The organism is Kluyvera sp. 1366, from assembly GCF_054823405.1.
Map to the genome: position 1 here is coordinate 202,647 of NZ_JBTRDW010000001.1, position 26,338 is coordinate 228,984.

General features: G+C 58.0%; 25 protein-coding genes and 1 pseudogene. 19 read left to right on the plus strand and 7 right to left on the minus strand.

Annotated elements, in window-relative coordinates:
• The first annotated feature begins 37 nt into the window (after positions 1–37).
• Together ACVLVH_RS00940 and ACVLVH_RS00945 are read left to right on the plus strand one after the other, a co-directional pair.
• Complete coding sequence (locus ACVLVH_RS00940; RefSeq protein WP_498948388.1) at positions 38–808, plus strand: transporter substrate-binding domain-containing protein; 771 nt, start codon at positions 38–40, stop codon at positions 806–808.
• Positions 809–881: 73 nt separating this feature from the next.
• Positions 882–1,955, plus strand: coding sequence for a DUF2817 domain-containing protein (locus tag ACVLVH_RS00945; protein WP_498948751.1), 1,074 nt, complete (start codon positions 882–884; stop codon positions 1,953–1,955).
• On the opposite strand, the gene ACVLVH_RS00950 is transcribed toward ACVLVH_RS00945, so the two are convergent.
• Positions 1,950–2,720, minus strand: coding sequence for a 2OG-Fe(II) oxygenase (locus ACVLVH_RS00950; protein WP_110866747.1), 771 nt, complete (start codon positions 2,718–2,720; stop codon positions 1,950–1,952). The two genes, ACVLVH_RS00945 and ACVLVH_RS00950, sit on opposite strands and share 6 nt — an antisense overlap.
• 99 nt (positions 2,721–2,819) lie before the next feature.
• Between ACVLVH_RS00950 and ACVLVH_RS00955 the strand changes: the two genes are divergently transcribed.
• From ACVLVH_RS00955 to ACVLVH_RS00970, 4 genes are read left to right on the plus strand one after another with little or no spacing between them, the layout of a single operon-like run.
• Positions 2,820–3,719 (plus strand): LysR substrate-binding domain-containing protein, encoded by a 900-nt coding sequence (locus tag ACVLVH_RS00955; protein ID WP_498948389.1) that lies wholly within the window; start codon positions 2,820–2,822, stop codon positions 3,717–3,719.
• A gap of 58 nt (positions 3,720–3,777) precedes the next feature.
• Positions 3,778–5,076, plus strand: coding sequence for an SLC13 family permease (locus tag ACVLVH_RS00960; RefSeq protein ID WP_498948390.1), 1,299 nt, complete (start codon positions 3,778–3,780; stop codon positions 5,074–5,076).
• 21 nt (positions 5,077–5,097) lie between these two features.
• On the plus strand, positions 5,098–5,955 hold the full coding sequence (locus tag ACVLVH_RS00965; protein ID WP_101761724.1) for an AraC family transcriptional regulator: 858 nt from the start codon (positions 5,098–5,100) through the stop codon (positions 5,953–5,955).
• A 34-nt stretch (positions 5,956–5,989) separates the two neighbouring features.
• Positions 5,990–6,397: a DUF2000 family protein gene (locus tag ACVLVH_RS00970; RefSeq protein ID WP_101761723.1), complete on the plus strand. Its 408-nt coding sequence runs from the start codon at positions 5,990–5,992 to the stop codon at positions 6,395–6,397.
• Positions 6,398–6,531: 134 nt separating this feature from the next.
• Here ACVLVH_RS00970 and ACVLVH_RS00975 read toward each other — a convergent pair whose 3' ends face one another.
• Both ACVLVH_RS00975 and ACVLVH_RS00980 read right to left on the minus strand, forming a co-directional pair.
• Positions 6,532–7,854, minus strand: coding sequence for an amidase (locus ACVLVH_RS00975; protein WP_498948391.1), 1,323 nt, complete (start codon positions 7,852–7,854; stop codon positions 6,532–6,534).
• A 4-nt stretch (positions 7,855–7,858) separates the two neighbouring features.
• On the minus strand, positions 7,859–8,680 hold the full coding sequence (locus tag ACVLVH_RS00980) for an MBL fold metallo-hydrolase (protein WP_498948393.1): 822 nt from the start codon (positions 8,678–8,680) through the stop codon (positions 7,859–7,861).
• An 82-nt stretch (positions 8,681–8,762) separates the two neighbouring features.
• Between ACVLVH_RS00980 and ACVLVH_RS00985 the strand changes: the two are divergent.
• Positions 8,763–9,234 (plus strand): annotated as a pseudogene (locus tag ACVLVH_RS00985) (LysR family transcriptional regulator).
• Between the two features lie 30 nt (positions 9,235–9,264).
• Here the strand turns inward: ACVLVH_RS00985 and ACVLVH_RS00990 are convergent.
• Entirely contained in the window at positions 9,265–9,945 is a 681-nt protein-coding gene (locus ACVLVH_RS00990) for an SDR family NAD(P)-dependent oxidoreductase (protein ID WP_462063357.1), read from the minus strand.
• 132 nt (positions 9,946–10,077) lie between these two features.
• Between ACVLVH_RS00990 and ACVLVH_RS00995 the strand changes: the two genes are divergently transcribed.
• On the plus strand, positions 10,078–11,013 hold the full coding sequence (locus tag ACVLVH_RS00995) for a LysR family transcriptional regulator (protein ID WP_498948394.1): 936 nt from the start codon (positions 10,078–10,080) through the stop codon (positions 11,011–11,013).
• Here the strand turns inward: ACVLVH_RS00995 and ACVLVH_RS01000 are convergent.
• Positions 10,971–12,005, minus strand: coding sequence for a LacI family DNA-binding transcriptional regulator (locus tag ACVLVH_RS01000; RefSeq protein ID WP_498948396.1), 1,035 nt, complete (start codon positions 12,003–12,005; stop codon positions 10,971–10,973). The genes ACVLVH_RS00995 and ACVLVH_RS01000 overlap by 43 nt on opposite strands.
• Positions 12,006–12,222: 217 nt before the next feature.
• On the opposite strand from ACVLVH_RS01000, the gene ACVLVH_RS01005 reads away from it, so the two are divergent.
• From ACVLVH_RS01005 to ACVLVH_RS01020, 4 genes are all read left to right on the plus strand, one after another.
• Positions 12,223–13,251 carry an ABC transporter substrate-binding protein gene (locus tag ACVLVH_RS01005; RefSeq protein WP_498948397.1) on the plus strand — a complete coding sequence of 343 codons (1,029 nt, stop codon included), beginning with the start codon at positions 12,223–12,225 and terminating at the stop codon, positions 13,249–13,251.
• Positions 13,252–13,391: 140 nt separating this feature from the next.
• A complete protein-coding gene (locus ACVLVH_RS01010) occupies positions 13,392–15,614 on the plus strand; it encodes an ABC transporter permease (protein ID WP_498948398.1) in 2,223 nt (740 codons plus the stop codon).
• The gene (locus ACVLVH_RS01015) at positions 15,611–16,672 is read left to right on the plus strand and encodes an ABC transporter ATP-binding protein (RefSeq protein WP_061719127.1); all 1,062 of its coding nucleotides are present in this window, start codon (positions 15,611–15,613) and stop codon (positions 16,670–16,672) included. Before ACVLVH_RS01010 ends, ACVLVH_RS01015 begins: the two co-directional genes overlap by 4 nt.
• Positions 16,673–16,686: 14 nt before the next feature.
• Complete coding sequence (locus ACVLVH_RS01020; RefSeq protein ID WP_101761717.1) at positions 16,687–17,487, plus strand: inositol monophosphatase family protein; 801 nt, start codon at positions 16,687–16,689, stop codon at positions 17,485–17,487.
• A gap of 36 nt (positions 17,488–17,523) precedes the next feature.
• On the opposite strand, the gene ACVLVH_RS01025 is transcribed toward ACVLVH_RS01020, so the two are convergent.
• Entirely contained in the window at positions 17,524–18,162 is a 639-nt protein-coding gene (locus ACVLVH_RS01025) for a LysE family translocator (RefSeq protein ID WP_192413203.1), read from the minus strand.
• A 388-nt stretch (positions 18,163–18,550) separates the two neighbouring features.
• On the opposite strand from ACVLVH_RS01025, the gene ACVLVH_RS01030 reads away from it, so the two are divergent.
• The 7 genes from ACVLVH_RS01030 to ACVLVH_RS01060 all read left to right on the plus strand — a co-directional run bounded on the left by ACVLVH_RS01030 (position 18,551) and on the right by ACVLVH_RS01060 (position 25,347).
• Positions 18,551–19,663, plus strand: a complete 1,113-nt coding sequence (locus ACVLVH_RS01030) for a lactonase family protein (RefSeq protein WP_498948401.1) — start codon at positions 18,551–18,553, stop codon at positions 19,661–19,663.
• A 291-nt stretch (positions 19,664–19,954) separates the two neighbouring features.
• Entirely contained in the window at positions 19,955–21,196 is a 1,242-nt protein-coding gene (locus tag ACVLVH_RS01035; RefSeq protein ID WP_110866760.1) for an urea ABC transporter substrate-binding protein, read from the plus strand.
• A gap of 11 nt (positions 21,197–21,207) precedes the next feature.
• The gene (locus tag ACVLVH_RS01040; RefSeq protein ID WP_280173207.1) at positions 21,208–22,077 is read left to right on the plus strand and encodes a branched-chain amino acid ABC transporter permease; all 870 of its coding nucleotides are present in this window, start codon (positions 21,208–21,210) and stop codon (positions 22,075–22,077) included.
• Positions 22,077–23,105 carry a branched-chain amino acid ABC transporter permease gene (locus ACVLVH_RS01045; RefSeq protein ID WP_222183586.1) on the plus strand — a complete coding sequence of 343 codons (1,029 nt, stop codon included), beginning with the start codon at positions 22,077–22,079 and terminating at the stop codon, positions 23,103–23,105. Before ACVLVH_RS01040 ends, ACVLVH_RS01045 begins: the two co-directional genes overlap by 1 nt.
• Positions 23,102–23,833 (plus strand): ATP-binding cassette domain-containing protein, encoded by a 732-nt coding sequence (locus tag ACVLVH_RS01050; RefSeq protein ID WP_137387268.1) that lies wholly within the window; start codon positions 23,102–23,104, stop codon positions 23,831–23,833. The genes ACVLVH_RS01045 and ACVLVH_RS01050 overlap by 4 nt, the downstream gene beginning before the upstream one ends.
• Entirely contained in the window at positions 23,826–24,530 is a 705-nt protein-coding gene (locus ACVLVH_RS01055) for an ABC transporter ATP-binding protein (RefSeq protein WP_176973110.1), read from the plus strand. The genes ACVLVH_RS01050 and ACVLVH_RS01055 overlap by 8 nt, the downstream gene beginning before the upstream one ends.
• A gap of 238 nt (positions 24,531–24,768) precedes the next feature.
• A complete protein-coding gene (locus ACVLVH_RS01060; RefSeq protein WP_101761709.1) occupies positions 24,769–25,347 on the plus strand; it encodes an ANTAR domain-containing response regulator in 579 nt (192 codons plus the stop codon).
• Here the strand turns inward: ACVLVH_RS01060 and ACVLVH_RS01065 are convergent.
• Positions 25,336–26,283, minus strand: coding sequence for a helix-turn-helix domain-containing protein (locus tag ACVLVH_RS01065; protein ID WP_110866766.1), 948 nt, complete (start codon positions 26,281–26,283; stop codon positions 25,336–25,338). The genes ACVLVH_RS01060 and ACVLVH_RS01065 overlap by 12 nt on opposite strands.
• Positions 26,284–26,338 lie beyond the last annotated feature (55 nt).

Consider the following 26,338-nt stretch of genomic DNA (forward strand, 5'->3'; position numbering starts at 1 on the left):
ATGACGTTGTGAATTTAGCTACCTGCCGGAGATAACAATGAAGAAAAGTTTGTCCTTTGCCTTACTGCTTTCGCTGAGTGCTTTCAGCCACGCTTCATTTGCCCAGCAAACCTTGCGCTTCGGCGTTGATCCGACGTTCCCGCCGTTTGAATCCAAAGCCAGCGACGGTTCTTTGCAGGGCTTTGATATCGACCTCGGCAACGCGATCTGCGCCCAGGCCAAAGTGACGTGCCAATGGGTGCAGATTGGTTTTGATGGCAGCATTCCGGCGCTGCAGGCGAGAAAATTTGATGCGATTCTTTCGGCGATGTCGATGACGGAGAAACGCCGCGAGCAGGTCGCCTTCAGCGACATGCTTTACGTCACGCCGAGCGCATTGCTCACACCCGCGAAAGCGCCGCTAACGGGAGACATTAACGCGCTGCGCGGCAAAAGAATCGGCGTCGCGCAGGGCACCATTCAGGAAACCTACGCCAAAGCGCAGTGGGCAACCAAGGGCGTGAGTGTGGTTTCTTACCCTAATCAGATGGAGATCTACCCTGACTTGGTGGCGGGACGGCTCGACGCCAGCCTGGCCAATGCGGTTTCGGCAGAACAAGGTTTTCTTAACACGCCAGCCGGCAAAGAGTACGTCATCAGCGCCACGCTGGTGGATAAAGAGGTGTTGGGCAATGGCGTGGGCATTGGATTGCGTAAAGACGATGCGGCCAATCTGAAGTTGATCAACAGCGCGCTGGCCGAACTGCACAGCAACGGCACTTACGATCAACTGGCGAAGAAGTACTTCAAATTCAAGGTCTATCCGTAAAAGTCATATGCACGCAAGGTCGCCATTGATGACGACCTTGACCACCAACCGCACCCACACTCACTCAAAAATCATGACGAACTTACCGCACTACCCAACTCAACGCGCCCGCTTTCTCGCCGCCGTCAAACGGCAAAACGGCGCATTAACGTCCTACGCGCATCCGTTACCCGGCCCGCAGGGCGAGGAACTTTTCACTGACGTAGCGGTAATCGGCGATGCCAACGCATCACGGCTGATGCTGGTGATCTCCGGCACGCACGGCGTAGAAGGCTATTACGGCTCCGATTGCCAGATCGCCTGGCTGGATACCTTCAACCTCACGGCGCTGCCCGCGAACACTGCTATCGTGATGCTGCATCTGCTCAATCCGTGGGGCGCGGCGCATTTACGCCGCGTCAATGAAGACAACATCGACCTCAATCGCCACTTTATCGATTTTTCACAGCCCACACCCGCCAATCCCGCTTACGCCGCGTGGCATGGCATTTACCACGGCGATCGCGCCCGTGCCGATAAGCTGTTAGCTGACGCGCTGAATAGCGCCGGTTGGCCGACGATAAAACGCGTGGTGGAAGCCGGGCAATATGGCGCGGCGGACGGTTTCTTCTTCGGCGGCCAACAGCCAGGCTGGTCGTACCGCACGCTGCAAACCATCATCGCCGATCACTTGTCGCAGGCCAAAACCATCATCAGCTTCGATCTGCACACCGGCGCGGGCGCGTGGGGACATCCGATGCTGCTGTCGATTGCCGAGCAGCGTTTTGCCGCACATGACTGGGGCAAGGAGATTTATGGAGAATGGTTAACGCTGCTGTTCACCGGCGCAGGGCGCGACAGCGAAACCGGCGTGACCGCGACGGCTACCGGCTATGTGTCGCAATTTCTGCTGACGTCGCTACCGAAGACGCAGATTTTGCCGCTGGTGGTGGAGTGCGGCACCTATCCTGGCGAGGAGATGCATCGCCGCGTGCGCGACGATCACTGGCTGCATCTGCAAGGCGATCCAGCCAGTGAAAGCGGGCGGGCGATTAAGCAGGAGCTGGTGGAAGGATTCTGGCCCGCCGACGCTGACTGGCGCGCGCTGGTGGCTTTTCGCACCCAGCAGATTTTTGTGCGTGGCTGGCGGGCGTTAATCGATTTATAAGCGTCCGTAAAAGGTCATGCGGGCGGTTTCCGACAGGGCAATGCCTGGCTCGGTATTATACGCCAGCACCGCCAGCATGCGGGTGATATCGCCTTCGGTTGGCGTAACGCGATGCAGTGAATTGCGGCCACGGAACAGCACCAAATCACCGGCATCAATCGCCAGCGCTTCTACCGGCTGGCGCTGATCCAGCACCGCCGCTACACCGTCGAAATTCATCTCACCGGCATCGGCATCGCGCAGATCTTTCACATACTGGAACACGGCGCCGGCGCGCGGTTTCTGCACCAGCAGCGTGATGGCGAACGACGAGTTATCAAAGTGCCAGCCCAGTTCCTGGCCGTCGGGCGCGTAGTGCAGATTGATCGACGAAAGCGGATCGGCATACGGATAGAGCGCCTCTTCACCCAGCACATCGCACAGGAAGCTTTTGAACAGTTCATCGTTGTAGAGCTGGCGCAGCGGCGAATCCGCGGCAATCACATCATCGGTGATGCAGCCTTTGGTGCTAATGACATCGCGATTACGCGGATGATCGGCGCTGAAGGCCTCATCTTTTTTCATCAGATAAACGTTGTGTTTGCTGGCGGTGTGATACGCCAGATGGCGCTGCGCATCGCCTTCGGCAATGATGGCCTGCAGCGCAGCGGGCTGCAGGAACTGACGCAAAACTAAAGCGCCGTGCTGATTAAGTTGCTCACGGCAGGTGCGACGCCAGTCGGCATCGGCCAGCGGATGCAGATCGAAACGAATCAAGGCAGACATAGTTTTACTTCTCATGTGTTACAGGTGTGTAAAGAATGTAACTCGCTGATATGTTAATACGTAACGATAAAAATTTAACACCTTGCTAAGGAAACCTTAATGCCCGCGCCATCACCGCGTTTGCCCAAAATCAGCGTCATTCAATCCTTCAAAGTGGCGGCGGAACTGGGCAGCCTGGCGAAAGCGGCTGCGCAGCTGGCGTTAACGCCCGCCGCCGTGAGCCAGCAAATTCGCCAGCTGGAAGAGCAGTTGGGCAGCACGCTGTTTGTGCGCACACAAAGCGGCGTGATGCTGACGGAGATGGGCAAAGAGTATCTGCGTTATGTCACTGAGGCGTTCGACATTCTGCACCTCGGCCAGCAAAACCTGCGCCATGCGGCGTCGGCACCGCGATTAACGCTTTATTCGCTGCCGGCGCTGGCCTCAAAATGGCTGCTGCCGAATATTGCGCAGTGGCGCGCGCACTGTCCGGAAATCGATTTATCGCTGCACGGCACCCATACGCAGGTGGATTTCAATGCCACGCCGGCCGATTATGTCATCTGTTTCGGCGAAGATCGCTATCCGCAGCTGGACAAGCAGCTGCTGTTTCTCGATGAGGTGTTGCCGGTGGCGAGCCCGGCGCTACTGCATCGTTTTGCCGGTATGGAGGTGTTGCAGCATGCGCCGCTGATTCACCTCGACTGGGGCAACGAAGGGCGTTTCTTACCTGACTGGCGCAGTTGGTTTCAGGCTAAAGGCATTGACGATGCGCCGCCGCAGCCGTCGTTCAGTTTCAATCTTACCTCGCTGGCGATTGATGCCGCCGTGGCAGGCGCGGGCTTGCTGCTCGGTCAGCGGCGTTTGATTGCCAACGAACTGGCGCGCGGCGAGCTGGTGGTTGTCGATCGGCTTAGCTTGCCGCTCAGCAAACCCTATTTCCTCGCCTGGCCGCAGCGCTCGCTCAGCCAGCCGGGCAGCGCTGCGCTAATCCACTGGCTCACGCAGCTGGCGGGATAACGTACCCACTCGTAGCATCGCCCTTTATGGCGACCTGGAAAAGAAAGGGAGTTCATCAATGACCGCAGATTTCAACTTCTGGCTCACCGCGCTGGTGGTGGGCACCACCATTTTGCTATGGGCCAGCGCGCGTTTGCCGGAATACGTTACCGCTTTGCTGTTTTTCACGGCGGCGATGTTGCTAAAGTTGGCTCCTGCCAGCAGCATATTCAGCGGTTTTGCCTCGTCGGCGTTTTGGCTGGTACTCAGCGGATTTGTGCTGGGCGCGGCGATCCGCAAAGTTGGTCTGGCGCAGCGCTGGGCGAACTGGCTGGTGGTGCCGCTTAGCCAAAGCTGGCCGCGTATGATTGCGGGAACCGTGCTGCTGACTTATCTGCTGGCGTTTGTTATGCCCTCAAATATGGGACGCATCGCGCTGCTGATGCCGGTGGTGCTGGCGATGGGCGAACGCGCAGGAATCAAAGCGGGCAGCCGCGGCAGTATTGGCCTGGCGCTGGCAGTGGGATTTGGCACCTTCCAGCTCTCCGCCAGTATTTTGCCCGCCAATGTGCCGAATCTGGTGCTGAGCGGCGCGGCGGAAAGCGCGTATCAGCTACATCTGCAATGGTTGCCGTGGTGGTTGCTGCATATGCCGGTGGTGGGCATCGCTAAAGGCTTGTTGTTGATAGGTTGCCTGCTGTTTCTGTTTCGCGCGCAGCCCAAAGCGGTGCAGAAGCGCGACAGCTTAACCGCGCTTAGCCGCAGCGAGTGGCGCTTGATTGGTCTGCTGGCGATCACCTTGCTGCTGTGGATGACCGACAGCGTGCACGGCTTACCGGCTGCGTGGGTGGGATTGGCGGCGGCCTGTATCTGTTTATTGCCGCGCGTAGGTTTTATCTCCAGCGAGGACTTTGCCAGCGGGGTGAATTTCCGCACCTGCATTTACATTGCCGGGATTCTTGGCGTCGCCACGCTGGTAGTGGATTCAGGCCTGGGACGGATGATCGCCAATGCGCTGCTTAACGTGTTGCCGCTGCACGAACACCCATCCTTCAGCAATTTCGCGGTGCTCAATGCGCTGGTGTCGCTACTGAATTTTGTGCTCACCGCCAACGGCGTACCGGCGATGGTAACCCCGATGGCGCAAGAACTGGCGAACGCGTCTGGCTTTCCGCTGCTCACCGTGATCATGTTGCAGGTGTTTGCCTACGCTACGCCGCTGCTGCCGTATCAGGCATCGCCGGTGGTGGTGGCGATGGGACTCGGCAACGTTCCGGCGAAGGCCGGTTTACAGCTGTGCGCACTGATTTTTCTGCTTAGCGCGGTGTTGCTGTTACCGCTGGATTATCTGTGGTTTCGGCTGCTAGGCTATGCCTGATGTCTTTGCCAGAGATTGCCTATGCCAGCCAATAATGATTGGGTTGATTTTCGTCGTGATGATGAGACCGGAATTGAAAGCGTCAACGCGCACTTTCGCGGACACGCTTACGATCCGCACGATCACGACGAACTGCTGGTGGGCGTGACGCAACAAGGTTTACAGCGCTTCAACTGCCACCGTTCGCTGCACACCAGCACGCCGGGCCGGGCGATTCTGATTGAACCGGGTGCGGTACATGATGGCCATGCGCCGGACGCCGAGGGTTTCACCTACGTGATGCTCTATCTGCCGCAGAGCTGGGTGGCGGAAATGATGCAGCGTCGCGGCTTGGGCGATGTGTCGAATATCGAAGGCGCTTTCCGCCACACGTTGACTGACGATGCGCTGTTAGCCAGCGCCATTCAGCAAGCCTGGTTTGCCGTACATCAGGGCGAAGGGCGGTTGGCGCGCGATCAAAGCCTCGATCATTTGCTCACCCTGCTGTCACGCCATCTGGATACCAAACCCAGCCTGCAGCACAGCGAAGCGATGCGTCAGATGCAGCTGCTGCGCGATTATCTGCACGATTTTATGGCGCAGGATATTGGTCTGGATGAGCTGTCGCGCCTTTCCGGCATTGATCGATTTCGCCTGACGCGCCAGTTCAAACAGGCGTTCGGCCAATCGCCGCATGCCTATCTGGTGCGTTTGCGTTTGCGCAGCGCGCGCGCGTTGCTGGCGCAGGGCATTGAGCCGGTGCAGGTGGCGGCGCAGGTTGGATTTGCCGATCAAAGTCATTTGGGCCGTTGGTTTCAGCGCGCCTATCGCATGACGCCCGCCGCTTATCAACGTCAGTGCACAAACGTTCTATACGCTTCCCCACCTGCTCTTAGATGATGAGGTTTTCGTTGTCATTGGAGAGTTGTTGCAGATGTTTGATACCAAAATCGCCCTGATCGTACGTGATGATTTAGCCACCTGGCAGCGCCTGAATGTGGTGGCGTTCCTCGCTACCGGCGTGGCGTCCGCCGCCCCCGAGATGATGGGCGAACCCTATGTTGATGCCAAAGCGCGACAGTACGGCAACATGGCGGGACAGCCGATGCTGGTGTTTGCCGGGGATTTGGCCGGTTTGCAGCGTGCGCACCGTCAGGGACTGGAGCGCGAGTTAACCATTATTCCTTACGTGGAAGCGATGTTTTCTACCGGCCACGACGCGGCGAACCGCGAAGTGTTTATGGCGGAGGATGCTGATCATTTGAATCTGGTCGGCATTGCGCTGCGCGGCCCGAAAAAAGCGGTGGATAAGGCGATTAAGGGATTGGCGTTGCACGGGTAAAGCACGTTTTCCCTCACCCTAACCCTCTCCCGCAGGCGGGAGAGGGAGCCGAATGTGCAGCTTAATAGCTGACGTTCGCTCCACCTGGTCATTCCCTCTCCCGCAGGCGGGAGAGGGCCAGGGTGTGGGCACTACTAAACAAACCTGTCCGCCGCGCTCAGCAACAAATCTTCCCGCCCTCTTAGCGCCAGCAGTTCAAGCCCAATCGGCAAACCTGCGGCGCTAAATCCCGCTGGAATGCTAATCGCCGGTGCGCCGGTCACCGCTGAAATCAGCGCGTTGCTGCCATCCTGCATCTCACCGTGCTTAACCGGCGCACGGCGCACCACCGGATAAGCCAACAGATTGATCTGCTGCGCGGCGAAAAATTCAGCCAGCTGCAAATACAGATCGCGCTGACGCTGCTGCACCCGCCGATAACCTTCACTCTCAACGCCCGGATGCTGGGCCCGCGTAGTAAACACCGTTTCCAGCTGCGGATGATAGCGCCCGGACGCTACCACTTCCGCCAGCGTGCGGACCTCCGCCTGCGATTTATCCGCCAGATAAGCCGCCAGCGCAGCGGCAAATTCGTAGCCGATGATATTGGCGTCGGCGGCCAACGTCTCCAGCTGCGGATAACTCACCTCACGCGGCGCGAAATCCGCCAGCGCCGCGCGCACCGCCTGGTTAATCTCGTCTTCATCGGCAGCAAACCCTTCCAGCCAGATGCCGATGCGCAGCGGCTCATCGCTCTCCGCAAACTGTTGTCCGCTGAGAATTTCAGACGCTAAACGTAAATCCGCCGCCGACCGCGCCAGCGGGCCGGGAATATCCTGAGTTGGCGACAGCGGCACAATGCCGTCGGTGCTGATTGCACCGCGCGTCATGCGCAGGCCAAAAAGATGGTTAAACGCTGCCGGAATGCGCACCGATCCGGCGGTATCGCTGCCGATCGCCAGCGGCACGTAACCGGCTGCGACCGCCACGGCGGAACCGCTGCTCGATCCGCCCGGCGAGCGGCCTTCAACCCACGCATTGTGAGTAAATCCGCTTAACGACGACGCGCCGGTAATGCCCGCCGCCAGCTCGTGCATGGCGGTTTTGCCGATCAGAATCGCACCTGCCTTTTTCAGTCGGGTAACCAGCGGCGCATCGTCGCTGGCGATAACCTCACGCAGCAGCACCGAACCGGCGCTGGTTGGCCAGCCCTGCACTTCGATATTGTCTTTAATCAGCACCGGAATCCCTTCCAGCGGTCCCGCCACCTCGCCGCGCTGACGACGCACATCGCTGGCGTCCGCTGCCGCTAGGGCTTGTTCGGCAAACAGCCAGGTGATGGCGTTGTAGCGCGGTTGATCCACCTCGCCAATGCGCTGCAGCGCGAAGGTGGCTAACTGGCGCGCGCTCACCGTGCGCTGGGTCAGCGCCTGCTGTAAATCGTTAATCGAAGCGGTGAGATAATCAGCGTATTGCATCAGGTTAAACCTCCAGCGGAATCCATTGCCCGTCGCGCGTGACGCGTCCGCACGCGCTGCCAGTAAAGTGGGTGCTGAACCAGATTGCCTGATGTTGTGCGCACCAGTCCACCACCCGTTGCCGTGAAGTGACCGCCAGCGCTTTATTCTCGCAAAACAGTGAGTTCCAGTGCGGGTACTGAAACTGGATAGCATTATGCATCACGTCGCCAGCAAAGATGGCCGATTCACCGGCGCTTTCCAGCACGATCGAGGCATGATCAACGCTGTGACCGGGCGCGGAGAGATAGCGCAGCACGCCAGCAAACAAAGGTGAATCCTGCACGTTGATAGTCTCAAGCTGGCCGCTCCCGATCAGCGGCAGAATACTGTCGCGATAGAGCTCCTGCGCCGCCGGATTCTGTTGACAGTGCGCCAGTTCCCGCGCCGAGCAGATATAGCGCGCATTCGGGAACATCGGCAGCCATTCGCCATCACGCTGATGCGTATTCCAGCCAACGTGATCGGTATGAATGTGCGTCATTAGCACCAGCGTCACTTCCGCCGGATCAACGCCCGCCTGCGCGAGGTTTGCGGCATACGGCGTGTTCAGCTGGTGAAATAATGGCTTGTTATCGCGATTGCGGCCGTTGCCGGTGGCGGTATCGATAATGATGGTGTGTTCACCGGTGCGCACCACCCAGCTATGAATCGACATTTCGGCGGGCTGCTCAGCTAATTCGTCACTCATTTCCGCGCGATGTGGCGTAAACAGCACGCCCAGCGGGAAGGCGGCGGTTTGTTCGCTCACTTTGGTAATCAGGCAATCGCCGACGCGAATCGTCATCAGGTGCTCCTAAATTTTTTAATGGCAGCGAAGAAGCCTCACTATACTGGCGGCACGATCAATATTTAAATCGATTAGAATCATGCAAAGCATCAACGAAAATGATTTTTCGCGCATCGACCTGAATTTGCTGGTGGTGTTGCTGGTGATGTACGAGGTGCGCAGTGTCACGCAAGCGGCAAATCGGCTCTATCTCGGACAACCGGCAGTGAGCGCGGCGTTAAAACGTCTGCGCGAGATGTTTGACGATCCGCTATTTGTGCGTGCTGGATCGGCAGCTGCAGCAACAAGGTGTGGCGCGGCGCGTGCGCTATGTGACGCCAAATTTCTCCGCGTTGCCGATGCTGCTTAAGCGTTTGCCGCTGTTCGCTACGGTGCCGCAGGGTTTGGTGCCATCCTGGTGCGATTTGTATGACCTGAGCGCCGCGCCAGTACCGGTCACTATGCCGGATTATGAAGTGTCGCTGCTGTGGCATAACGCGCGCAGCGAAGATGCCGCCAGCCGCTGGCTGCGGGAGAGGCTGCGCGGGCTGATAAAGAGTAAGCCGCTTTGATGAGGTCGCCATAAATGGCGACCTGCACGTTTACCACGGCACCACACGCCCTAAATAATCCAGATAATGAATTCCGCGTCGCCCAGCGTAGCTTTCCATGGTGTTCAGCAAGTTCGGAATGCTCTCCTCAATGGTCAAACGCGCTTCCGGGCCGCCCATATCGGTGCGCACCCAGCCGGGCGCCATCAGCAATAAAGTGCGCTCGCCGCCGCTACGTGCGGCGAAGCTGCGCATAAACATATTCAGCGCCGCTTTGCTGCCGCGATACACCTCGTAATTACCGTTGGTATTGTTGGTTAAACTGCCCTGGCCAGATGACATCACCGCAATAGTGCCGCTGGGCGTAACGCGATCTTTAAAGGTTTCAATCACCCGCAGCGGGCTTAGCGCGTTAGTCACCATCACGCGGGTGAACTCACTGGTTGTGACATCGGCGATGGTTTCTCGGTCATCATTTTTCACCCCCGCGTTGACGAACAGCATATCGAACTGCCAATCCGCCAGCCGCGTATGCAGCGCTGCGACCTGTTCCGGTTCATTGATATCCACGCTCTCCACCGTCAACTGTGCGGGGAAGCGATCGGCCAGTTGTTGTAAATTTCCTGTCGAGTTTTCACGTCCGGTGGCGACTACCTGATAACCGCGCTGCAGCATGGTTTCCGCCAGTGCCAAACCCAGGCCACGCGATGCGCCAATCAGTAATATCTTCATGTTGTTCTCCACGGTGTTTGCGATAAGAAGAGTGTAGCGCCGGGCGAGGGCAGGCGGAACGCGCAGCACTCGCAGTATTAACCTGCACCAAACGCCTTGTCTCAAAGTGCGCAATAGGCGAGGATAAAGCGTATGAATGATGCCGATTTGAATCTGTTAATTGCTTTGGATGCACTGCTGATTGAAGGCAGCGTGATTGGCGCTGCGCGTCGCTTGAGCTTGAGCGAATCGGCGATGAGCCGCACGCTGGGACGCTTACGCGCCACCACCGGCGATGCGCTGTTAGTGCGCGCCGGACGTAACATGGTGCTGACACCTTATGCCGAAGCGATTCGCGAGCGCACGCATCACACGGTGCGCGAGGCGCGTGCGGTGTTAAGCCCAACGGCGCAGTCGCTGGATCTGCATCAGCTAGATCGCTGCTTCACCCTGCGCACCAATGAAGGATTCGTCGAAGCCTTTGGCAGCGCGCTCATCGCTGCCGTGGCGCACCAGGCGCCGCACGCGTGGCTCAGTTTTGTGCCCAAGCCGGAGAAAAGCGCGCGCGATTTGCGCGAAGGCAACATCGATCTGGAGATTGGCGTGCTGGGCAATATGGGCCCGGAGATTCGCCTGCAGGCGCTGTTCGGCGATAGCTTCGTTGGCGTGGTGCGCGCCGGACATCCGCTCACGCAGCGGCTGGATATCACCCAGTTCGCCGCTTTTGGTCATATCGTGGCGTCACGGCGCGGTGAGCTTGGCGGGCCGATTCACGATGCGCTGCAGCAGGCAGGATTAACCCGCAAGGTGGCGGCGGTGGTAGCGGCATTCTCCAGCGCGGTGGCGCTGGCGCAGGAATCGGATCACATCGCTTTGGTGCCGCGTTCGCTGTTTCTGCATCATCCGTTGATCAAAAACAGCACCCGCTTAGCGATGTTTGAACTGCCGTTCGCCACGCCAGAAATGACAGTGTCACAACTGTGGCATCCGCAACTGGAAAACGACGCGGCGCATCATTGGTTACGCGGCGTGGTAAAAAATGTTTGTCAGCCGCCGCGCACCGAACTACGCCACACCACATCGGCCTGATACAGCAGGCTGTCGTGCTGCTGTTCAACTTGCGGCGTGAAGCCGGTTTCCTCCTGCTCGGTTTGTATCAACCACTTCACCGCGTCCTGCGCGAACTGCTCAACCGGCTGGGAAAACGTGGTGAGATTGTAGGATGACCAGCCGGCCTGCGCGATGTTGTCGTAACCGATCAAACAGAGATCTTCCGGCACGCGCAGCGCAAAGCGGTGGCGCGCCTCATCCATAAAGCCGCAGGCCACCAAATCAGTGACGCAAAACACGCCGTCGGGTCGCTGATGACGCGTTAGCAAGCGGTGCGCCAGAATCTGCCCGCTCTCGTAAGAGGTGGTACCAAAACGTTCGATGGTCACGGTTAATCCCGCCCGTTCGGCCGCCAGCACAAAGGTGTCTTCGCGCTTTTTCAAGCTCGGCGTGCCCGCCAGCGAATTGGCAAATGCCAGATGCTGACAACCGGCGCGCTGAAACGCCATTACCGCCGTTTGCGCGGCGCTTTCGGCATCGAGATTGATGCTAAGCGAGCCCGGCAACGCTTCATCGCGGTTGATCAAAATGATGCGCTGGCCGTGTTTATAGCATTGGCGCGTGATGGTGCGATCCGGCATGCCGGAGAGAATGATTGAGGCATCGGCGCGGAAATTAATCGCCTGCTGCAGCGCCGCCGAAACGCTGTTATCCGAGCGATCGGTGTTGATCAGCATCGCCACTTTGCCCGCTTCCTGCAAAAACTGCGTCAGCCAGCGCACCAGACTGGCGCGATAGGGCGTGGCGATTTCCGAGACGATCAGGCAGACAATGCTGCTGCGATTACGCACCAGACCGCGTGCCAGATGATTGACGTGATACCCCAACTCTTCCGCCGCCTTCATCACCCGTTCTCGCGTTGCCGGTGACACGCTGGCGCCCGGCGTAAACGCGCGCGACACCGCTGAGCGCGATACGCCCGCGCGTTCAGCGACATCCTGCGCGCTCACCACCGCTTTCTCATGCTGCATGTTCAACACCTCTTCACAATCTGGCTGCAACTGAGTCTGCCTCAGATTGCAAAGCTGTGCAAACCGCTTTAGATCTCATTTGTTGCATTTTTGTGACATCGCCTAACAATTGCGCAGCGTGGTGTTTGACAGGACATTTCTTGTTCATTACTACTTTGCACACACGTGCAAGAAAAGGTGCCAATGAAGCACCAACCCTACAATTCAGGAGAACACTATGCGAGTCACCTCAATGGCCATCGCGCTATCCCTCTGTTGTACTGCCATACCTTTTGCCGCTTCGGCGGCGGGCAATCTGAACATGGTTTGCTCCGCCGATGTGGTGGTGTGCGAGCACATGACCAACATCTTCAGCAAGGCGCATCCGGATATCAAAGTCAGCATGGTGCGCCTCTCGGCGGGCGAAGCTTATGCACGCCTGCGCAGCGAAGCACGCAATCCGCGCACTGATATCTGGTGGGCCGGCACCGGCGATCCGCATATGCAGGCGGCGGAAGAGGGGCTGACGCAGCCGTACAAATCGCCGCTGCTCGATCAGCAGCAGGATTGGGCGCAGAAGCAGGCGGAAAACTCTCATTACCGCACGGTGGGCATCTACGCCGGCGCGCTGGGTTGGGGTTACAACACCAAATTACTGGCGTCGAAAAAGCTTAAAGAGCCGAAATGCTGGGCCGATCTGCTGGACCCAAGCTTCAAAGGGGAAATCCAGATCGCCAACCCGAACTCGTCGGGCACGGCCTACAACACGCTGGCGACGCTGGTGCAGATCATGGGTGAAGATCAGGCCTTTGATTACCTGAAACAACTCAACGCCAATATTTCGCAATACACCAAATCCGGCTCGGCGCCGGTGAAATCGGCGGCGCGTGGCGAAACCACCGTTGGCATTGTGTTTATGCATGATGCGGTGGCGATGGAAGTCGACGGTTTCCCGATCAAGACCGTCGCGCCCTGTGAAGGCACGGGCTATGAGATTGGCTCAATGTCGATTGTTAAAGGAGCGCGTAACCTCGCTAACGCCAAAGTCTGGTACGACTGGGCGCTGAGCGCCGAAGCGCAATCGCATATGAAAGAGGCCAAATCCTTCCAGCTGCCGTCGAACCGCAACGCGGAGATTTCTGAGTACGCGCCGCGCTTTGAGAACATCAAATTGATCGATTACGACTTCAAGACCTACGGCGATTCGGCCAAACGTAAAGCATTACTGGGACGTTGGGATAAAGAGATTGGTGCCAGCGCGCAGTAACAGAATTTGCGCACACCGTAGCGGCGCAATTTATTGCGCGTTGTTCGTCGGTGCATGCGGTTCGAATGTTGAAAAGCAAAGACGCGCGAGAAATCGCGCCGCTACGCATACGTGCACGCAATGACGTTTTGGGGGATTGGATGAATGCAAATAATCGTCGTCTGACAGGCGCGCTGCTCATCGGCGCAGTGGCGTTACTGCTGCTGCCGTGGTTCAGCCTGGAAGCCGGTTTCTTCAGCCGCGGCTGGTTAACCAGCCTGTGGAGCGATAGCGCCATCGCGCCTGCGTTGTGGCAAGTGGGCGAACATCCGTGGCTCATCATCGCCATCGCGCTGTTTGTGCTGTGCGCTGGCTGCGGCCTCCTGCCAGGCGCGGCGCGTAGCCGTTTGCTGCTGCTGTTCAGCGCACTTGGCGTGCTGTTCCTCATCATCGAAGGTCACGCCATTGGCTACAGCGGCTGGAACTGGCTGTGGCTGGAAAACCGCTTCGGCGCGCTCGCATCGGGCCAGCCGGCGATGGGCGCAGGTGCGCTGCTGTTACTGACCACTTTCCTGCTGCTGTTCTCCTTTGCGCTGGCCGAACGCGGCGTGATGAAAGGCGACGCCTTTGTGGTGGCGTCGCTGGTGCTGCTCACTGCGCTGGTGAGCATCTTTGTGCTCTACCCGGTGCTGAGCATGTTTGTGGTGTCGGTGCAGGACGTAGACGGCAGCTTCAAACCGGATGGCTTGATCAGCAACATTCAGGATCCGTCGATCTGGAGCTTGTCCTGTTTGTCGGGCGGCACCTGCGGCACCGCGTGGCGCACATTGTGGCTGGCGCTGATGACCGCCGCCGGTTCAACGCTGCTCGGTTTGGCGTTTGCCTTAGCCGCTACGCGCACGCCGCTGCCGTTTAAGAAAGCGCTGCGCATGCTGACCATTTTGCCGATCATCACGCCACCGTTTGTGATTGGTCTGGCGCTGATCCTGCTGTTTGGTCGCTCCGGTGTGGTGACGGAACATCTGGCGGCGCTGTTTGGCATCGAGCCGGGCCGCTGGTTATATGGCTTAACCGGCATCTGGATTGCGCAGGTGCTGTCGTTTACGCCGATCGCGTTTCTGGTGCTGATTGGCGTGGTGGAAGGTGTTAGTCCGTCGCTGGAAGAGGCATCACAGACGCTGCGTGCCAATCGCTGGCGCACCTTCACACGCGTTTCGCTGCCGCTGATGGCGCCGGGTTTAGCCAACGCTTTCCTGATTAGCTTTATCGAAAGCATGGCCGATTTCGGTAATCCGATGGTGCTGGGCGGCAGTCACGGCGTGCTCTCCACGGAGATCTTCTTCTCGGTAGTTGGCGCGCAGAACGATCCAAGTCGTGCGGCGGTGCTGGCGATGATTCTGCTGTGCTTCACGCTGACGGCCTTTGTGCTGCAGCGCTGGTGGCTCGGCGGTAAAAACTTCGCCACCGTCACCGGCAAAGGCGACGGCGGCAAACATGTGCAGCTGCCGCGCGTGCTGCGCTTTGGCGTATACGGCATGGTGATTCCGTGGGGCCTGTTCACGCTGGTGATCTACGGCATGATTGTGGTCGGCGGCTTTGTGCAGTCGTGGGGATTGAATGATGCGCTGACCATCGAGCATTACGTGCGCGCCTTCGGCGTCAGCTTCAGCGACGGGCATCTGTTGTGGAGCGGCGTGGCGTGGAACTCGTTCTGGACCACGCTAGAGATCGCGCTGATTGCCGCGCCGCTGACGGCGATTGTCGGCCTGCTCACCGCATGGCTAATTGTGCGGCAGAAGTTTGCCGGTCGTCAGACCTTCGAGTTCCTGCTGATGCTGAGCTTCGCCATTCCCGGCACGGTGATCGGCGTGAGTTATGTGATGGCCTATAACCTGCCGCCGCTGGAGATCACCGGTACCGCGATGATCCTGGTAGCCTGTTTTGTGTTCCGCAACATGCCGGTCGGCGTGCGCGGCGGCATCGCGGCGATGAGCCAGCTGGATAAAAGTCTGGATGAAGCGTCATTAACGCTCGGGGCTAACAGCTTCCGCACGCTGCGCAAAGTGGTGCTGCCGCTGCTGAAGCCCGCCATCAGCGCCGCGCTGGTCTATGCCTTTGTGCGTGCCATTACCTCAATCAGTGCGGTGATTTTCCTCGTCAGCGCGCAATACAACATGGCAACCTCTTACATCGTCGGGCTGGTGGAAAACGGCGAATACGGTGTGGCGATTGCTTACTCAACCGTCTTGATTGTGGTGATGCTGCTGATCATCGGCATGTTCCAGTGGCTGGTGGGCGAACGGCGTCTGCGCCGCGTGGCCCGTCCGGTCGATATTGCGGTGCCGCCCGCAACAACCTCATTAACGCAGGAGAGAGCCGTATGACACGCGTAACCGCTGGATCTGTGGTGTTTGAACACGTCTCGAAACGCTTTGCCGGTTTTGATGCCATTCCCGATCTCTCGCTGACGGTGGAGCCCGGCACGCTGGTAACGCTGCTGGGTCCATCCGGCTGCGGCAAAACCACCACGCTGCGCCTGCTGGCCGGGCTCGAGCATCCCAGCGCCGGGCGCATTTTGATTGGCGGCAAAGATGTCACCAACTTGCCCGCCAATGAGCGCGACGTGGCGATGGTGTTTCAGTCTTACGCGCTGTTCCCGCACATGAGCGCGCTCGACAACATCATGTATGGCTTGCAGTCGTCGGGTATGAATAAGCGTGAAGCGCAGGACCGCGCGCGCGAAGGGTTGAAGCTGGTGGGCCTCGAACATCAGGGCCAGCGATTGCCATCTGAGCTCTCCGGCGGGCAGCAACAGCGCATTGCCGTGGCGCGCGCGCTGGTGCTGGAGCCGCAGGTGCTGCTGCTGGATGAACCGCTCTCGAATCTCGATGAGCGTTTGCGTCGCCGGGTGCGCACCGATATCCGCGATCTTCAACAGCGGCTCGGCTTCACCGCGGTGTACGTCACGCACGATCAGGAAGAGGCGCTGGCGGTCTCCGATAAGATTATTGTCATGAAAGAGGGGGATATTGCCCAGCAGGGCGCGCCGGAAAGTCTCTATCACGCGCCGAACTCGGTGTTTATCGCCGACTTTATGGGCGAGGCCAATATCCTGCCATGCGAAGTGGAGCAGCTTGATGGCAGCGAAGCGCTGGTGCGACTCGGCAGCCAGCGCTATCGCGTGCGCGGCAACGGCCTGAAAACCGGCGCAGCACAGCTGTCGGTGCGACCGCAATTCATCACCCTGCGCGGAGAAGGCGCAGGTGCACTGCGCGGCGAAGTGACACACAGCACCTGGCTCGGCGACCATATCGAATATGAAGTCGCCACCGAATTGGGTTCACTGTTTATTGTCGATGCCGAGATGGAGCAGCAGTTGCCGCTGGCCTCGAACGTCGCGATTGATTTTAAACCTCAGGGTTTGGCCCTGATTGCCGGTTAATGTAAGGATGGATGATGAGTGAATTAGACAATGACCCGCTGTTATCGCGCCTGATTCTGGCGGAGAAGGTGGCACGCGCCGGCGGCGCGAAGGCGCTGGAGTATTTCCATCAGCGTGAAACTTTGGTGGTGGAGACCAAATACGATTTGCAGGATGTGGTGTCGCGCGCTGACCGCGAAGTGGAGCAGATGATCGACCAGCAAATTCGCGCGCAGTTTGCCGACGACGGTTTCCTCGGCGAAGAGTACGGATTGCAGGAAGGTTCATCGGGTTATACGTGGGTGGTCGATCCGATCGACGGCACCAGCCCGTTCCTTAACGGCATGCCGAACTGGTGCGTGTCCGTGGCGGTGCTGCATGACGGCGTGCCGGTGATTGGCGTGATTTTCGCGCCCACTTATCAGGAGTGTTACGTGGCGGCGATGGGTCAGGGTGCCACGCTCAACGGCAAGCGCTTGCAGGTGGATGCGTCGCGCACGCTGCAAAACCACGTCACCGGTTTTGGTGCCAACAGCCACGTCAGCCCGGATGAAGTAGGGAAAATCCTCGCATCGCTGCTGGCGGCAGGGGGGAATTTTATCCGCATTGGGTCCGGCGCATTGATGCTGGCGTGGGTCGCGGCTGGGCGCGTGGTCGGTTATTACGAACCGTACATGCATGCGTGGGATTGCCTGGCCGGTTATTGCCTGGTGAAGGAAGCGGGCGGCTGGTATCACCCGTTCAATACCGAAGGTGAACGATTGTTGAAAGGCGCACAGGTATTGGCGGTTGCGCCAGGCGCGGAAGCCGATTTGAAGCGGATTGCCGGGTTGTGATGTTGGTTGCGGTCGCCATTGAATGGCGACCTTCTATCAAACCAGAATAAATTCCCGGTAACCCGACCAAATCACATAGATGGCGAAATAAACAAAAATCAACGCCGAAGCAAGATAGGAATACTTCAACAAACGCTGCCCCAGCAGCTTGCCGCCCATGCTCCCTACCAGGCACAGCACGCAGGTCCACACTACGCCCGCAATAAAGAAGCCGCCAAGAAACGATGAGGTTGCCGCCGCGCTGCCGTGTCCCATGCGGGAAATCAACGCACCGCCGACGCTGGCAAACCACAAAATCGCGGTCGGCGATGACATCGCCAGCATCACGCCACGACTGAACTCGCGCAGCAGCGATCGATAGGGCTGTTGTTCGGTTTCCGGCAGTGCAGCCTGCTTTTGCAACGCCGCATACAGCATTTTCCCGGCAAACCACAGCAGCATCACACCGCCGCCAATCCACAATATCCAGCGCACGGCGGTGAATTGCAGCACTATCGCCATGCCCGCCAGCGCCAGCACCGCATAGACTAAGTCACCAATGCAGGTGCCAATCCCCAACCAAAAACCGTGAAAATAGCCGCGCTGCATCGCCAGCGTGATCATGGCGATATTGGCGAGACCAATATCAAGGCATAACGACAAACTCAGCAGAAAACCATTTGAAAACTGCAGCATAGCAACGTCAGCATCCCTGGCATGTTAATAGGGCTGTATTAAAGCATGCAGGAAAACGCAGTAATAATAAGAATTACGCATTTGTGCTATTCCGGCTGCCACGTTTGGAGGTAATCGTGCTCTAACGGCGGATAAATCCACGATAATGTGAACACGATCACGCCTGTTCGCCGCGAATCAAAGCAATCCCACTATAGTCGTTATGCGGCCTGCAGCATTGGCCGCAATCACAATAAAAAATCCAACTCTGCGAACGATTTTTATAAAGAACATTCCGATTATGGTGGGTACCACAATGAAAAATCACTATAAAACGGTGTCTGGCGGTATGGCGTCACGTTTAAGCGTGGCATTATCGCTAGCTGTTTTCACATTAGCGGGAAGTGCAATGGCAACTGCAGCGGAACATCATAACCAAACGGCTTTAGTGGGCACATGGACCAGCATCCCGGATGCGCCGTTAGTGCAAAATCCAGGTCATCCCAGCGAAGGTTTATACCGTTTGAAGGTCAATAGCGACGGCACGCTGACGCCGCTCGATTTCATCAAAATGAAAAGCCCATCGTGGATTGTGAAATCGCACGATGGACGTTTTGCCTATACCACTAACGAAGAAAACGCCGGTGCCGTCACTGCGCTGGCGATTGATCACGGCGGCGAAGTGCGCGTGATTAACGCGGTGGATAGCCACGGCCAGCAGCCGACGCATGCCACCATTAGCCCGGACGGGAAATTCCTGTTTGTCGCCAACTACTCGGTGGCTAAAGGCGGTGCCAGCGTGGCGGTATTCCCGATTCATCACGACGGTTCGCTCGGCGAGCAGGTACAGAATTTCCCGTTCGCCAGCGGCAGCGGGGCAGTGAAAGATCGTCAGGATAGCGGGCATGCGCACTCCACCACCTTCACTCATGATGGCAAATACCTTTACGCTGCAGATCTCGGCGGCGATAAACTGCACGCTTATGCCTATCACGCCGGCAATGCTCAGCCGCTGCAAGCGGATACCTCGCGCGATGTCGCCTTCCCGGCCGGTTCTGGCCCGCGCCACATGGTGTTTTCACCAGATGGTAAACACGCCTATGTCATAACCGAAATGGCCGGTGAAGTGGTGGTGTTTGCGGTTAAGGACGATCGTCTGCAGCAGCAATCTAGCGTCAAACTGAATACGGAAAACAGCAGCGCCGAGTATCGCAGCGGCGGCGGCATTATCCTCAGCCCGAACGGCAAATTTGTGATAGCCGCTAATCGTGGATCGGATAACAGCTTAGTGGTGTTCCGCATTGAGCAGGATGGTTCACTGGGATCGCCGGTGCGCTATAAAGCGGATGGCATTGAACCGCGCGCTTTCGCCTTTGATGCCAGCGGCAAATACCTTTATGTGGCGAACGTGTTTACCAATAACATCACCCTGTTCCATTTCGATGAACAGAGCGGTGTGCTGAAAGCCGCGGGTGAAGTGGCGAAGATTGCCACGCCGACGGATATTAAGTTTTTTAATTAAGTGTTATTGAGGTCGCCATGAAGGGCGACCTCGCACCTAATTGGTGCCCATTGCCATTTAACAGTGCGCACGTTGTCGTAGCGGCGCGATTTATCGCGCAATGAATCGCGCCGCTATGTGAATGTGCAGAGTCTAATTAATTTGGCCCACTTCTTGCTTTATTAAAAACAACGCCCCAACGATGTGGCAACCCTCTTGTCAATGCAGACAGCGCCGTCTGTAGATCGCTTTTATTCTCTCCGGCCTCCCGGAAACACTCCTGTTTGATCCTTCTCTTTTCAAGAGGTTGCTATGGCTATTAGTCGTCGTTCATTTATCCAGGGTTCAGCCGTTTCGGCATTAGGCTTGGCTGCAGGCGTTGCGCCTCAATTCTCTTTCGCCGCCGACAGCAAAGATGCCATCAAAATCGCCAGTATTCTCGACTTATCCGGCGGGCTCGATATTTACGGTAAGCCGATGTCGAACGCCATTAATCTGGCGGCAGAAGAGATCAACGCGGCGGGTGGTTTATTAGGTCGACCGTTGCAAGTGATTAATTACGATGCGCAATCCAATATGCAGCTTTATGCGCAATATGCGCAGCAGGCGGCGCTGAAAGATAAAGTGGCGGTGGTGCATGGCGGTATTACCTCGGCCTCGCGTGAGGTTATTCGTCCGGTATTGGATCGTTTCCGTTCACTCTATTTTTATCCGGCGCAATATGAAGGCGGCGTGTGCGATCGCAATTACTTCTCATCCGGTTCTACGCCGGCACAAACCGTGGAAAAGCTGGTGCCTTATGCGGTGAAGAAGTGGGGCAAAAAAGTCTACGTGCTGGCGGCGGATTATAACTACGGCCAAATCGTCTCGGCGTGGGTGAAAAAGTCGGTGCACGATAATGGCGGTGAAGTGGTAACGGTTGAATTCTTCCCGCTGGATGTTACCGATTTTGGTGCGGCGATCTCTAAAATCCAGAGCGCCAAACCCGACATGGTGTGGTCAGCGCTGGTCGGTGGCGCGCACATCTCCTTCTATCGCCAGTGGCATGCGGCTGGTATGAGCGGCAAGATCCCGATTGCCTCCACGGTGTTTGGCGGCGGCAACGAACATATCATTCTGTCGCCGGAAGAGAGCAACGGCATTCTGGTTGCCGCCAACTATATGCAGGAAATCCCCTCACCGGAAAACAAAGCTTTCGTTGAGCGATTCCATGCGCGCTACGGCGCCAATACGCCGTACATCAGCGACCTGGCGATGGGCGCTTATCAGGGCATGTTGATCTGGGCGGAAGGGGTGCGCAAAGCGGGCGATATCGATCGCATGAAGGTGATCGAGGCACTGGAGTCCGGCGTCACGCTGACCTCGCCGAGCGGCAAGCTGAGCGTGGATCCTGCGACGCATCACTGTTCGCTGGATGTGCATATCGCCGAAGTGGAAAACCATCAGATGAAAATTCTGCAAACCTTCACCGATCAAGCGCCGGTGGATACCGCGATGGTGTGCGATCTGAAGAAAAACCCGCGCGATACCAAACAGTATCAAATTGAGCTGTGACAGGAGCCGCTATGGATCTGTTCATTATCTTCGCCATTGAAGTGCTTAATGCCATCGCCGTGCTGGTGATCATGAGCGTCGGGCTGGCGGTGGTGTTCGGCATGATGAAAATCGTCAATATGGCGCACGGCGAATTCATGATGCTGGGCGGCTACAGCGCCATTCTCGCCACCAATCAGTGGGGCGTGCCGATCTGGATCTCGATGCTGGTGATTGCGCCGCTCACTGTGGGGGTGTTTGGCGCGGTGATTGAGCGCGTGATTATCCGTCATCTGTATGGACGGATGATCGACACCATGCTGGCGACATGGGGGCTGAGTCTGGCGCTGATTGGTGCCGCCACCATGCTGTTCGGCAACACCACGCTGGGCATCAGTTCACCGCTGCCCAGCGTCAATATCGGCAACTACAGCACCAGCGGTTATTCGCTGTTCATGATTGTGTTTGCGATCGGCTTGCTCGGCGCGCTGTGGTTGTTGCTGCGCTTCACCACTTTAGGTTTGTGCGCGCGCGCCACCATGCAGAATGCGCGCATGGCGGCGGCGCTCGGCAGCAATCCGGGCAAAATCTACAGCCTGACGTTTGGCCTGGGCGCAGCGCTGTCGGGTTTAGGCGGCGCGCTGTTAGCGCCGATTACCGGCGTGATCCCGACCATTGGCGTCAGCTTTATCGCCAAAGCCTTTATCACGGTGATTGGCGGTGGTAGCGCCATCATCGCCGGAACGCTCTCCGCCTCGACGTTATTCGGCACCATTTCGCAGCTGGTGACCTACTTCTCCACGCCGGTGTTTGGTGCCGTCGCGCTATTGCTGAGCGCCATTGTGCTGCTGCGCTTGCTGCCGCAGGGCATCACCGGACGCTTCTTCAGGAGATCGCTGTAATGAAACTGTTCTCGGAAAAGATCCAGATTATCGTCATCTCACTGGCGATGGTGCTGGTGGCGCTGTGGCTGTCAGGCGCGATTGAGCTCTACACCTTGCTGTCGCTGACGGTGTTTCTGGTGATGGGTTTGTTGTCGCTCAGCCTGGCGTTCATCTGGGGTTACGGCGGCATCCTGTGCTTTGGTCAGGCGGCATTTTTCGGTTTAGGGGCCTACACCTATGCGATTTGCGCTATCAACTGGGGCGATTCGACCTGGGCGGTGGTGATGGCGGTGCTGCTGCCAACGTTGTTCTCGCTGTTGCTCGGCTATGTGATTTTTTATGGCGGCGTCAGCGATGTCTATCTCGGCGCCATCACGCTGGCGGTGAGTCTGGTGCTGTTTAACTGGGTCAACTCCACCTCCGGCAGCGAATACCACATCGGCGAGGCGTTGCTGGGCGGCTTTAACGGCATTCCTTCGGTGCCGACGCTTAACCTGCCGTTCCAGCCGGAGGCGATTTTATCGCCCGAGGCGATCTTTATGGTCACCGCCGGATGTCTGGCGCTGTGCTACGCCTTGCTGAAGTTCGTGCTGCTGAGCCGTTTTGGCAAAACCGTGGTGGCAATTCGTGAGAACGAGCAGCGCGCCGGATTGCTCGGCTACAACGTGCCGGCGCATAAATTGGCAACCTTCGCCATCGGCGCGGCCATTGCCGGACTGGCGGGCTGTTTGTACGTCAACTGGGGTGCCTTTGTCAGTCCCGGCGTGTTTAGCATCAGCCAGTCGGCGCAGATCATCATCTGGGTGATTGTCGGTGGCCGCGGCACGCTGCTGGGTCCGGTGATCAGCTGCGTGCTGTTGCAGTGGATGGTGACGCGGCTGGGCGCGCAGCAAACCGTGGATGTCAACTTAGTGCTCGGCGTGATTCTGGCGGTGTTTGTGTTGCTGATTCCAGGCGGCATTCTGCCAACGTTGCAGCGCCTGTGGCGGCGCAAGCGTCCCGCCGCGCCTGCCAGCCGCGCGCAGGTCAGTGAGGTGAAACCATGACGGCCAACGTGTTACTGGAAACCCGCAAAATGGGCGTCAGTTTTGGCGGCGTGCATGCGGTGAAAGAGGTGGATTTCACCCTACGTGAAGGTGAGTTGCGCTGCCTGATCGGCCCTAACGGCGCAGGCAAAAGCACTTTCTTCAAGATGCTGAGCGGCCAGGTCACGCCGACGCGCGGCGAGTGCCGCTATCGCGAACAGGTGATCTCCGGCAAACGGCCATGGGAAATCGCGCGTTTGGGGATTGGCATTAAAACTCAGGTGCCGAGCGTGTTCGAAGGCTTAAGCGTGCGGGAAAACCTGTGGCAGGCGGCAGCGAATAAGCTGGCGAAAGCGGCGCTGCCGGCGGCCATAGAACAGGTGCTGGAGGATATCGGTCTGGTCGATCTGCAACATGCGGTGCTCTCGGAACTGGCGCATGGTCAGCGGCAGTGGGTGGAGCTGGGGATGATCCTGATCTCCAAACCGCAGCTGGTGCTGCTGGATGAACCGGCGGCGGGTATGACGCATCAGGAAGTGCGCAAAACCGCGCAGCTGATCAAGGCGATTAATCAGCAGAGCACGGTGGTGGTGGTGGAGCATGACATGGAGTTCATCAGCATGATTGCGCAGCAGGTGACGGTGTTTAACCAGGGCGCGGTGCTGGCGGAAGGCAGCTTCCGCGAGGTGACGCAAAATCCGCGGGTGAAAGAGGCGTATCTCGGCAATCTGGAGATAAAACATGCTTGAAATTAAAGAGATGGTCTCGGGTTACAACAAGATTCCGGTGCTGAACTTATCCGAGCTGTTTGTCGGCGCGAAGTCGTTTACCGGCGTGCTGGGCCGCAACGGCATGGGCAAAACCACGCTGCTGCGCACCATTATGGGCGAACTGCCGGCCTGGCAAGGCCAGATCGCGTTGAACGGCATCGATATTACCCGTTATCAGGCGCACCAGCGGGCGGTGGCGGGCATCGGTTTTGTGCCGCAAGGCCGACAGATTTTCCCGCAGCTGACGGTTGAGGAAAATCTGCGCATGGGCTGCGTGAAACATTTTTCCCGCGCCGGAGAGATTATCGAGCAGATGCTGGCGTATTTTCCGCGCCTGAAACGCCTGCTGGCGCACCCGGGTGGGGCGCTATCAGGCGGCGAGCAGCAGCTATTGGCGCTGGCGCGCTGCCTGTGCGGCCAGCCGCAGCTGGTGCTGCTGGATGAGCCAACGGAAGGGATTCAACCGAATATCTGCGAGGAGATTATCGAGACGTTACGACGGCTGCGGCATGAGATGGATATTTCGATCATTCTGGTGGAACAGGATATCGAGTTTCTATACGCGCTCTCTGACCAGATCCATGTGATCGAAAAGGGGCAGATTGTGCAGAAGATCGATCCGAAAACCCAGTCGAGCGCCAGCGTGGCGGAGCAGTTTTTGGGGTTTCATGTTTGAGCTGTTTTACCCTTGCCCTCACCCTAGCCCTCTCCCGCAGGCGGGAGAGGGGACAGATTGAGCGGGCTCGTATATGGCAGTGTCTCCCTTTCCCTTTGGGAGAGGGCCGGGGTGAGGGCATCAGCGCGCAGCGGACATTGTCCGCCCTGACACAGCACCCGGCAGCATCAGCAAAGCGTTAACGCATCCGCTCGCTTACTGTGAGCTTTCCTCATTCAGGATGCGCATAGGGTGAACCATGACTGAACAATCATTACTGGCAACGCTTTCTGGTGTCCGGCTGCATATTTTCCATCCTGATTCACAGAGCGTGCGCGCGTTTTGCGCCTCGCTGACGCAGCTGGGCTGTCACGCGCAGCACAGCTGGCCGCCTGCCGCGTCACTCTCCACGGATACGCAGCTGTTGCTGGTGGCGATCGATATGCATCAGCAGCCACTGTTAACCCCGCTGTTTATCAGCGCGCGCGAAAGGGATATTCCTATCATCGCGCTGGCGGATAGCCACAACGCGCGGTTGTTTCCGCTACTGCTGCAACTCCAGCCGAATGCTATCGCTGCGCGTGAGCTCAATCCGTTTGCCTTGATTGTGCAAATGATTGGCACGCTAAAAACCGTGCGTCATCAGCAGCGATTGCGTGCGGTACAGCAGGCGCGTCAAGCGCGGAGTGAGCGACTGGCGCAGGCCAAAAGCGTGCTGATGCAAACCTTCGGGCTGGATGAATCGGGAGCGTATCGCTTGATGCGCAGTGAAGCGATGAACACGCGCAGCAGCATGGAATACACCGCCGAGCGCGTGATCACCACGCTACAAAAGTAGCGGCGCGTCCGGCTGCCGTAACAGGCTGCTGGGCGTATAACCAAAGGTTTTGCGGAACGCCAGGCTGAAGTGCGACATATCGCTGAAGCCGTGATCCAACGCCACCTGGGTGATATTGCGCGCTTTGCCTTCGGCGAGAATGCGATGACACGCCTGCAAACGCTCCTGCCAGAGGAAGTTCATCGGCGTGGTGCCGTGCGCGGCAAACACCCGGCTGATGGTGCGCGGCGAGACGTGATGCGCATTGGCGATCTGCGCCACCGACAACTCTGGCTCCTGCAGGTTGTGACGCAGAAAACTCACCACGCGTGAGTAGAGATCCGGCTTCAGCGCCTCTTCGCTGTGCTGCAAATTGACGCTCACCGAAATCATATTCAGCAGCGTGTTAGCAAACTGCTCGGCCAGAAACGGGTTCTCGCGGTCGGGATTAAACACGAACGCTTCCTGCAGCAGCAGCTTGAGCGATGCCATGCCGGGGCGCGTGAGATCCAGCGTTTTGCCTGCCAGTTTGGCGGTGGCAGGCGCTTCCTTCTCCATGATGTGACGTGGCAGATGCACGATATTGATCGCCACCTTCTCCATCGTAAAATCAAACGGCGTGGCAGCATCGTAAATCACCACATCGCCGGCGCTGACGCGTGATTGATGGCCATTCTGCCGCAGCGTGCCGCTGCCGGCGCAGACATAGCCCAGATAGAAATCGTGATTAGGATGGCGGCGGATGCATTCTGCTGTGCGTTGCCACATCAGCGCGGTATGCGATACGTGATTGGCAATATCCATGTGACCGAGCATCGAATAGGCAAAGCTGCCGGAAAAAGTGCCTGAATGCATCTGTCGCGCTTGGGCGTTAATCAGACGCGAGCACACCGCATCACGCCAGGCATCGAAGCGATGACGGTTATCGAGATCGTCGGTGGTGAAAAGCTCTTTCATATCAGCATCCCCTAAACATGGCGAAAAAGGGCGGAAGTCAGGAAGTTGAAGCAAG

Coding starts and splice junctions, on each gene's coding strand:
- ACVLVH_RS00940 (WP_498948388.1), top strand. CDS start 38: ATGAAGAAAAGTTTGTCCTTTGCCTTACTGCTTTCGCTGAGTGCTTTC.
- ACVLVH_RS00945 (WP_498948751.1), top strand. CDS start 882: ATGACGAACTTACCGCACTACCCAACTCAACGCGCCCGCTTTCTCGCC.
- ACVLVH_RS00950 (WP_110866747.1), bottom strand. CDS start 2,720: ATGTCTGCCTTGATTCGTTTCGATCTGCATCCGCTGGCCGATGCCGAC.
- ACVLVH_RS00955 (WP_498948389.1), top strand. CDS start 2,820: ATGCCCGCGCCATCACCGCGTTTGCCCAAAATCAGCGTCATTCAATCC.
- ACVLVH_RS00960 (WP_498948390.1), top strand. CDS start 3,778: ATGACCGCAGATTTCAACTTCTGGCTCACCGCGCTGGTGGTGGGCACC.
- ACVLVH_RS00965 (WP_101761724.1), top strand. CDS start 5,098: ATGCCAGCCAATAATGATTGGGTTGATTTTCGTCGTGATGATGAGACC.
- ACVLVH_RS00970 (WP_101761723.1), top strand. CDS start 5,990: ATGTTTGATACCAAAATCGCCCTGATCGTACGTGATGATTTAGCCACC.
- ACVLVH_RS00975 (WP_498948391.1), bottom strand. CDS start 7,854: ATGCAATACGCTGATTATCTCACCGCTTCGATTAACGATTTACAGCAG.
- ACVLVH_RS00980 (WP_498948393.1), bottom strand. CDS start 8,680: ATGACGATTCGCGTCGGCGATTGCCTGATTACCAAAGTGAGCGAACAA.
- ACVLVH_RS00990 (WP_462063357.1), bottom strand. CDS start 9,945: ATGAAGATATTACTGATTGGCGCATCGCGTGGCCTGGGTTTGGCACTG.
- ACVLVH_RS00995 (WP_498948394.1), top strand. CDS start 10,078: ATGAATGATGCCGATTTGAATCTGTTAATTGCTTTGGATGCACTGCTG.
- ACVLVH_RS01000 (WP_498948396.1), bottom strand. CDS start 12,005: ATGCAGCATGAGAAAGCGGTGGTGAGCGCGCAGGATGTCGCTGAACGC.
- ACVLVH_RS01005 (WP_498948397.1), top strand. CDS start 12,223: ATGCGAGTCACCTCAATGGCCATCGCGCTATCCCTCTGTTGTACTGCC.
- ACVLVH_RS01010 (WP_498948398.1), top strand. CDS start 13,392: ATGAATGCAAATAATCGTCGTCTGACAGGCGCGCTGCTCATCGGCGCA.
- ACVLVH_RS01015 (WP_061719127.1), top strand. CDS start 15,611: ATGACACGCGTAACCGCTGGATCTGTGGTGTTTGAACACGTCTCGAAA.
- ACVLVH_RS01020 (WP_101761717.1), top strand. CDS start 16,687: ATGAGTGAATTAGACAATGACCCGCTGTTATCGCGCCTGATTCTGGCG.
- ACVLVH_RS01025 (WP_192413203.1), bottom strand. CDS start 18,162: ATGCTGCAGTTTTCAAATGGTTTTCTGCTGAGTTTGTCGTTATGCCTT.
- ACVLVH_RS01030 (WP_498948401.1), top strand. CDS start 18,551: ATGGCAACTGCAGCGGAACATCATAACCAAACGGCTTTAGTGGGCACA.
- ACVLVH_RS01035 (WP_110866760.1), top strand. CDS start 19,955: ATGGCTATTAGTCGTCGTTCATTTATCCAGGGTTCAGCCGTTTCGGCA.
- ACVLVH_RS01040 (WP_280173207.1), top strand. CDS start 21,208: ATGGATCTGTTCATTATCTTCGCCATTGAAGTGCTTAATGCCATCGCC.
- ACVLVH_RS01045 (WP_222183586.1), top strand. CDS start 22,077: ATGAAACTGTTCTCGGAAAAGATCCAGATTATCGTCATCTCACTGGCG.
- ACVLVH_RS01050 (WP_137387268.1), top strand. CDS start 23,102: ATGACGGCCAACGTGTTACTGGAAACCCGCAAAATGGGCGTCAGTTTT.
- ACVLVH_RS01055 (WP_176973110.1), top strand. CDS start 23,826: ATGCTTGAAATTAAAGAGATGGTCTCGGGTTACAACAAGATTCCGGTG.
- ACVLVH_RS01060 (WP_101761709.1), top strand. CDS start 24,769: ATGACTGAACAATCATTACTGGCAACGCTTTCTGGTGTCCGGCTGCAT.
- ACVLVH_RS01065 (WP_110866766.1), bottom strand. CDS start 26,283: ATGAAAGAGCTTTTCACCACCGACGATCTCGATAACCGTCATCGCTTC.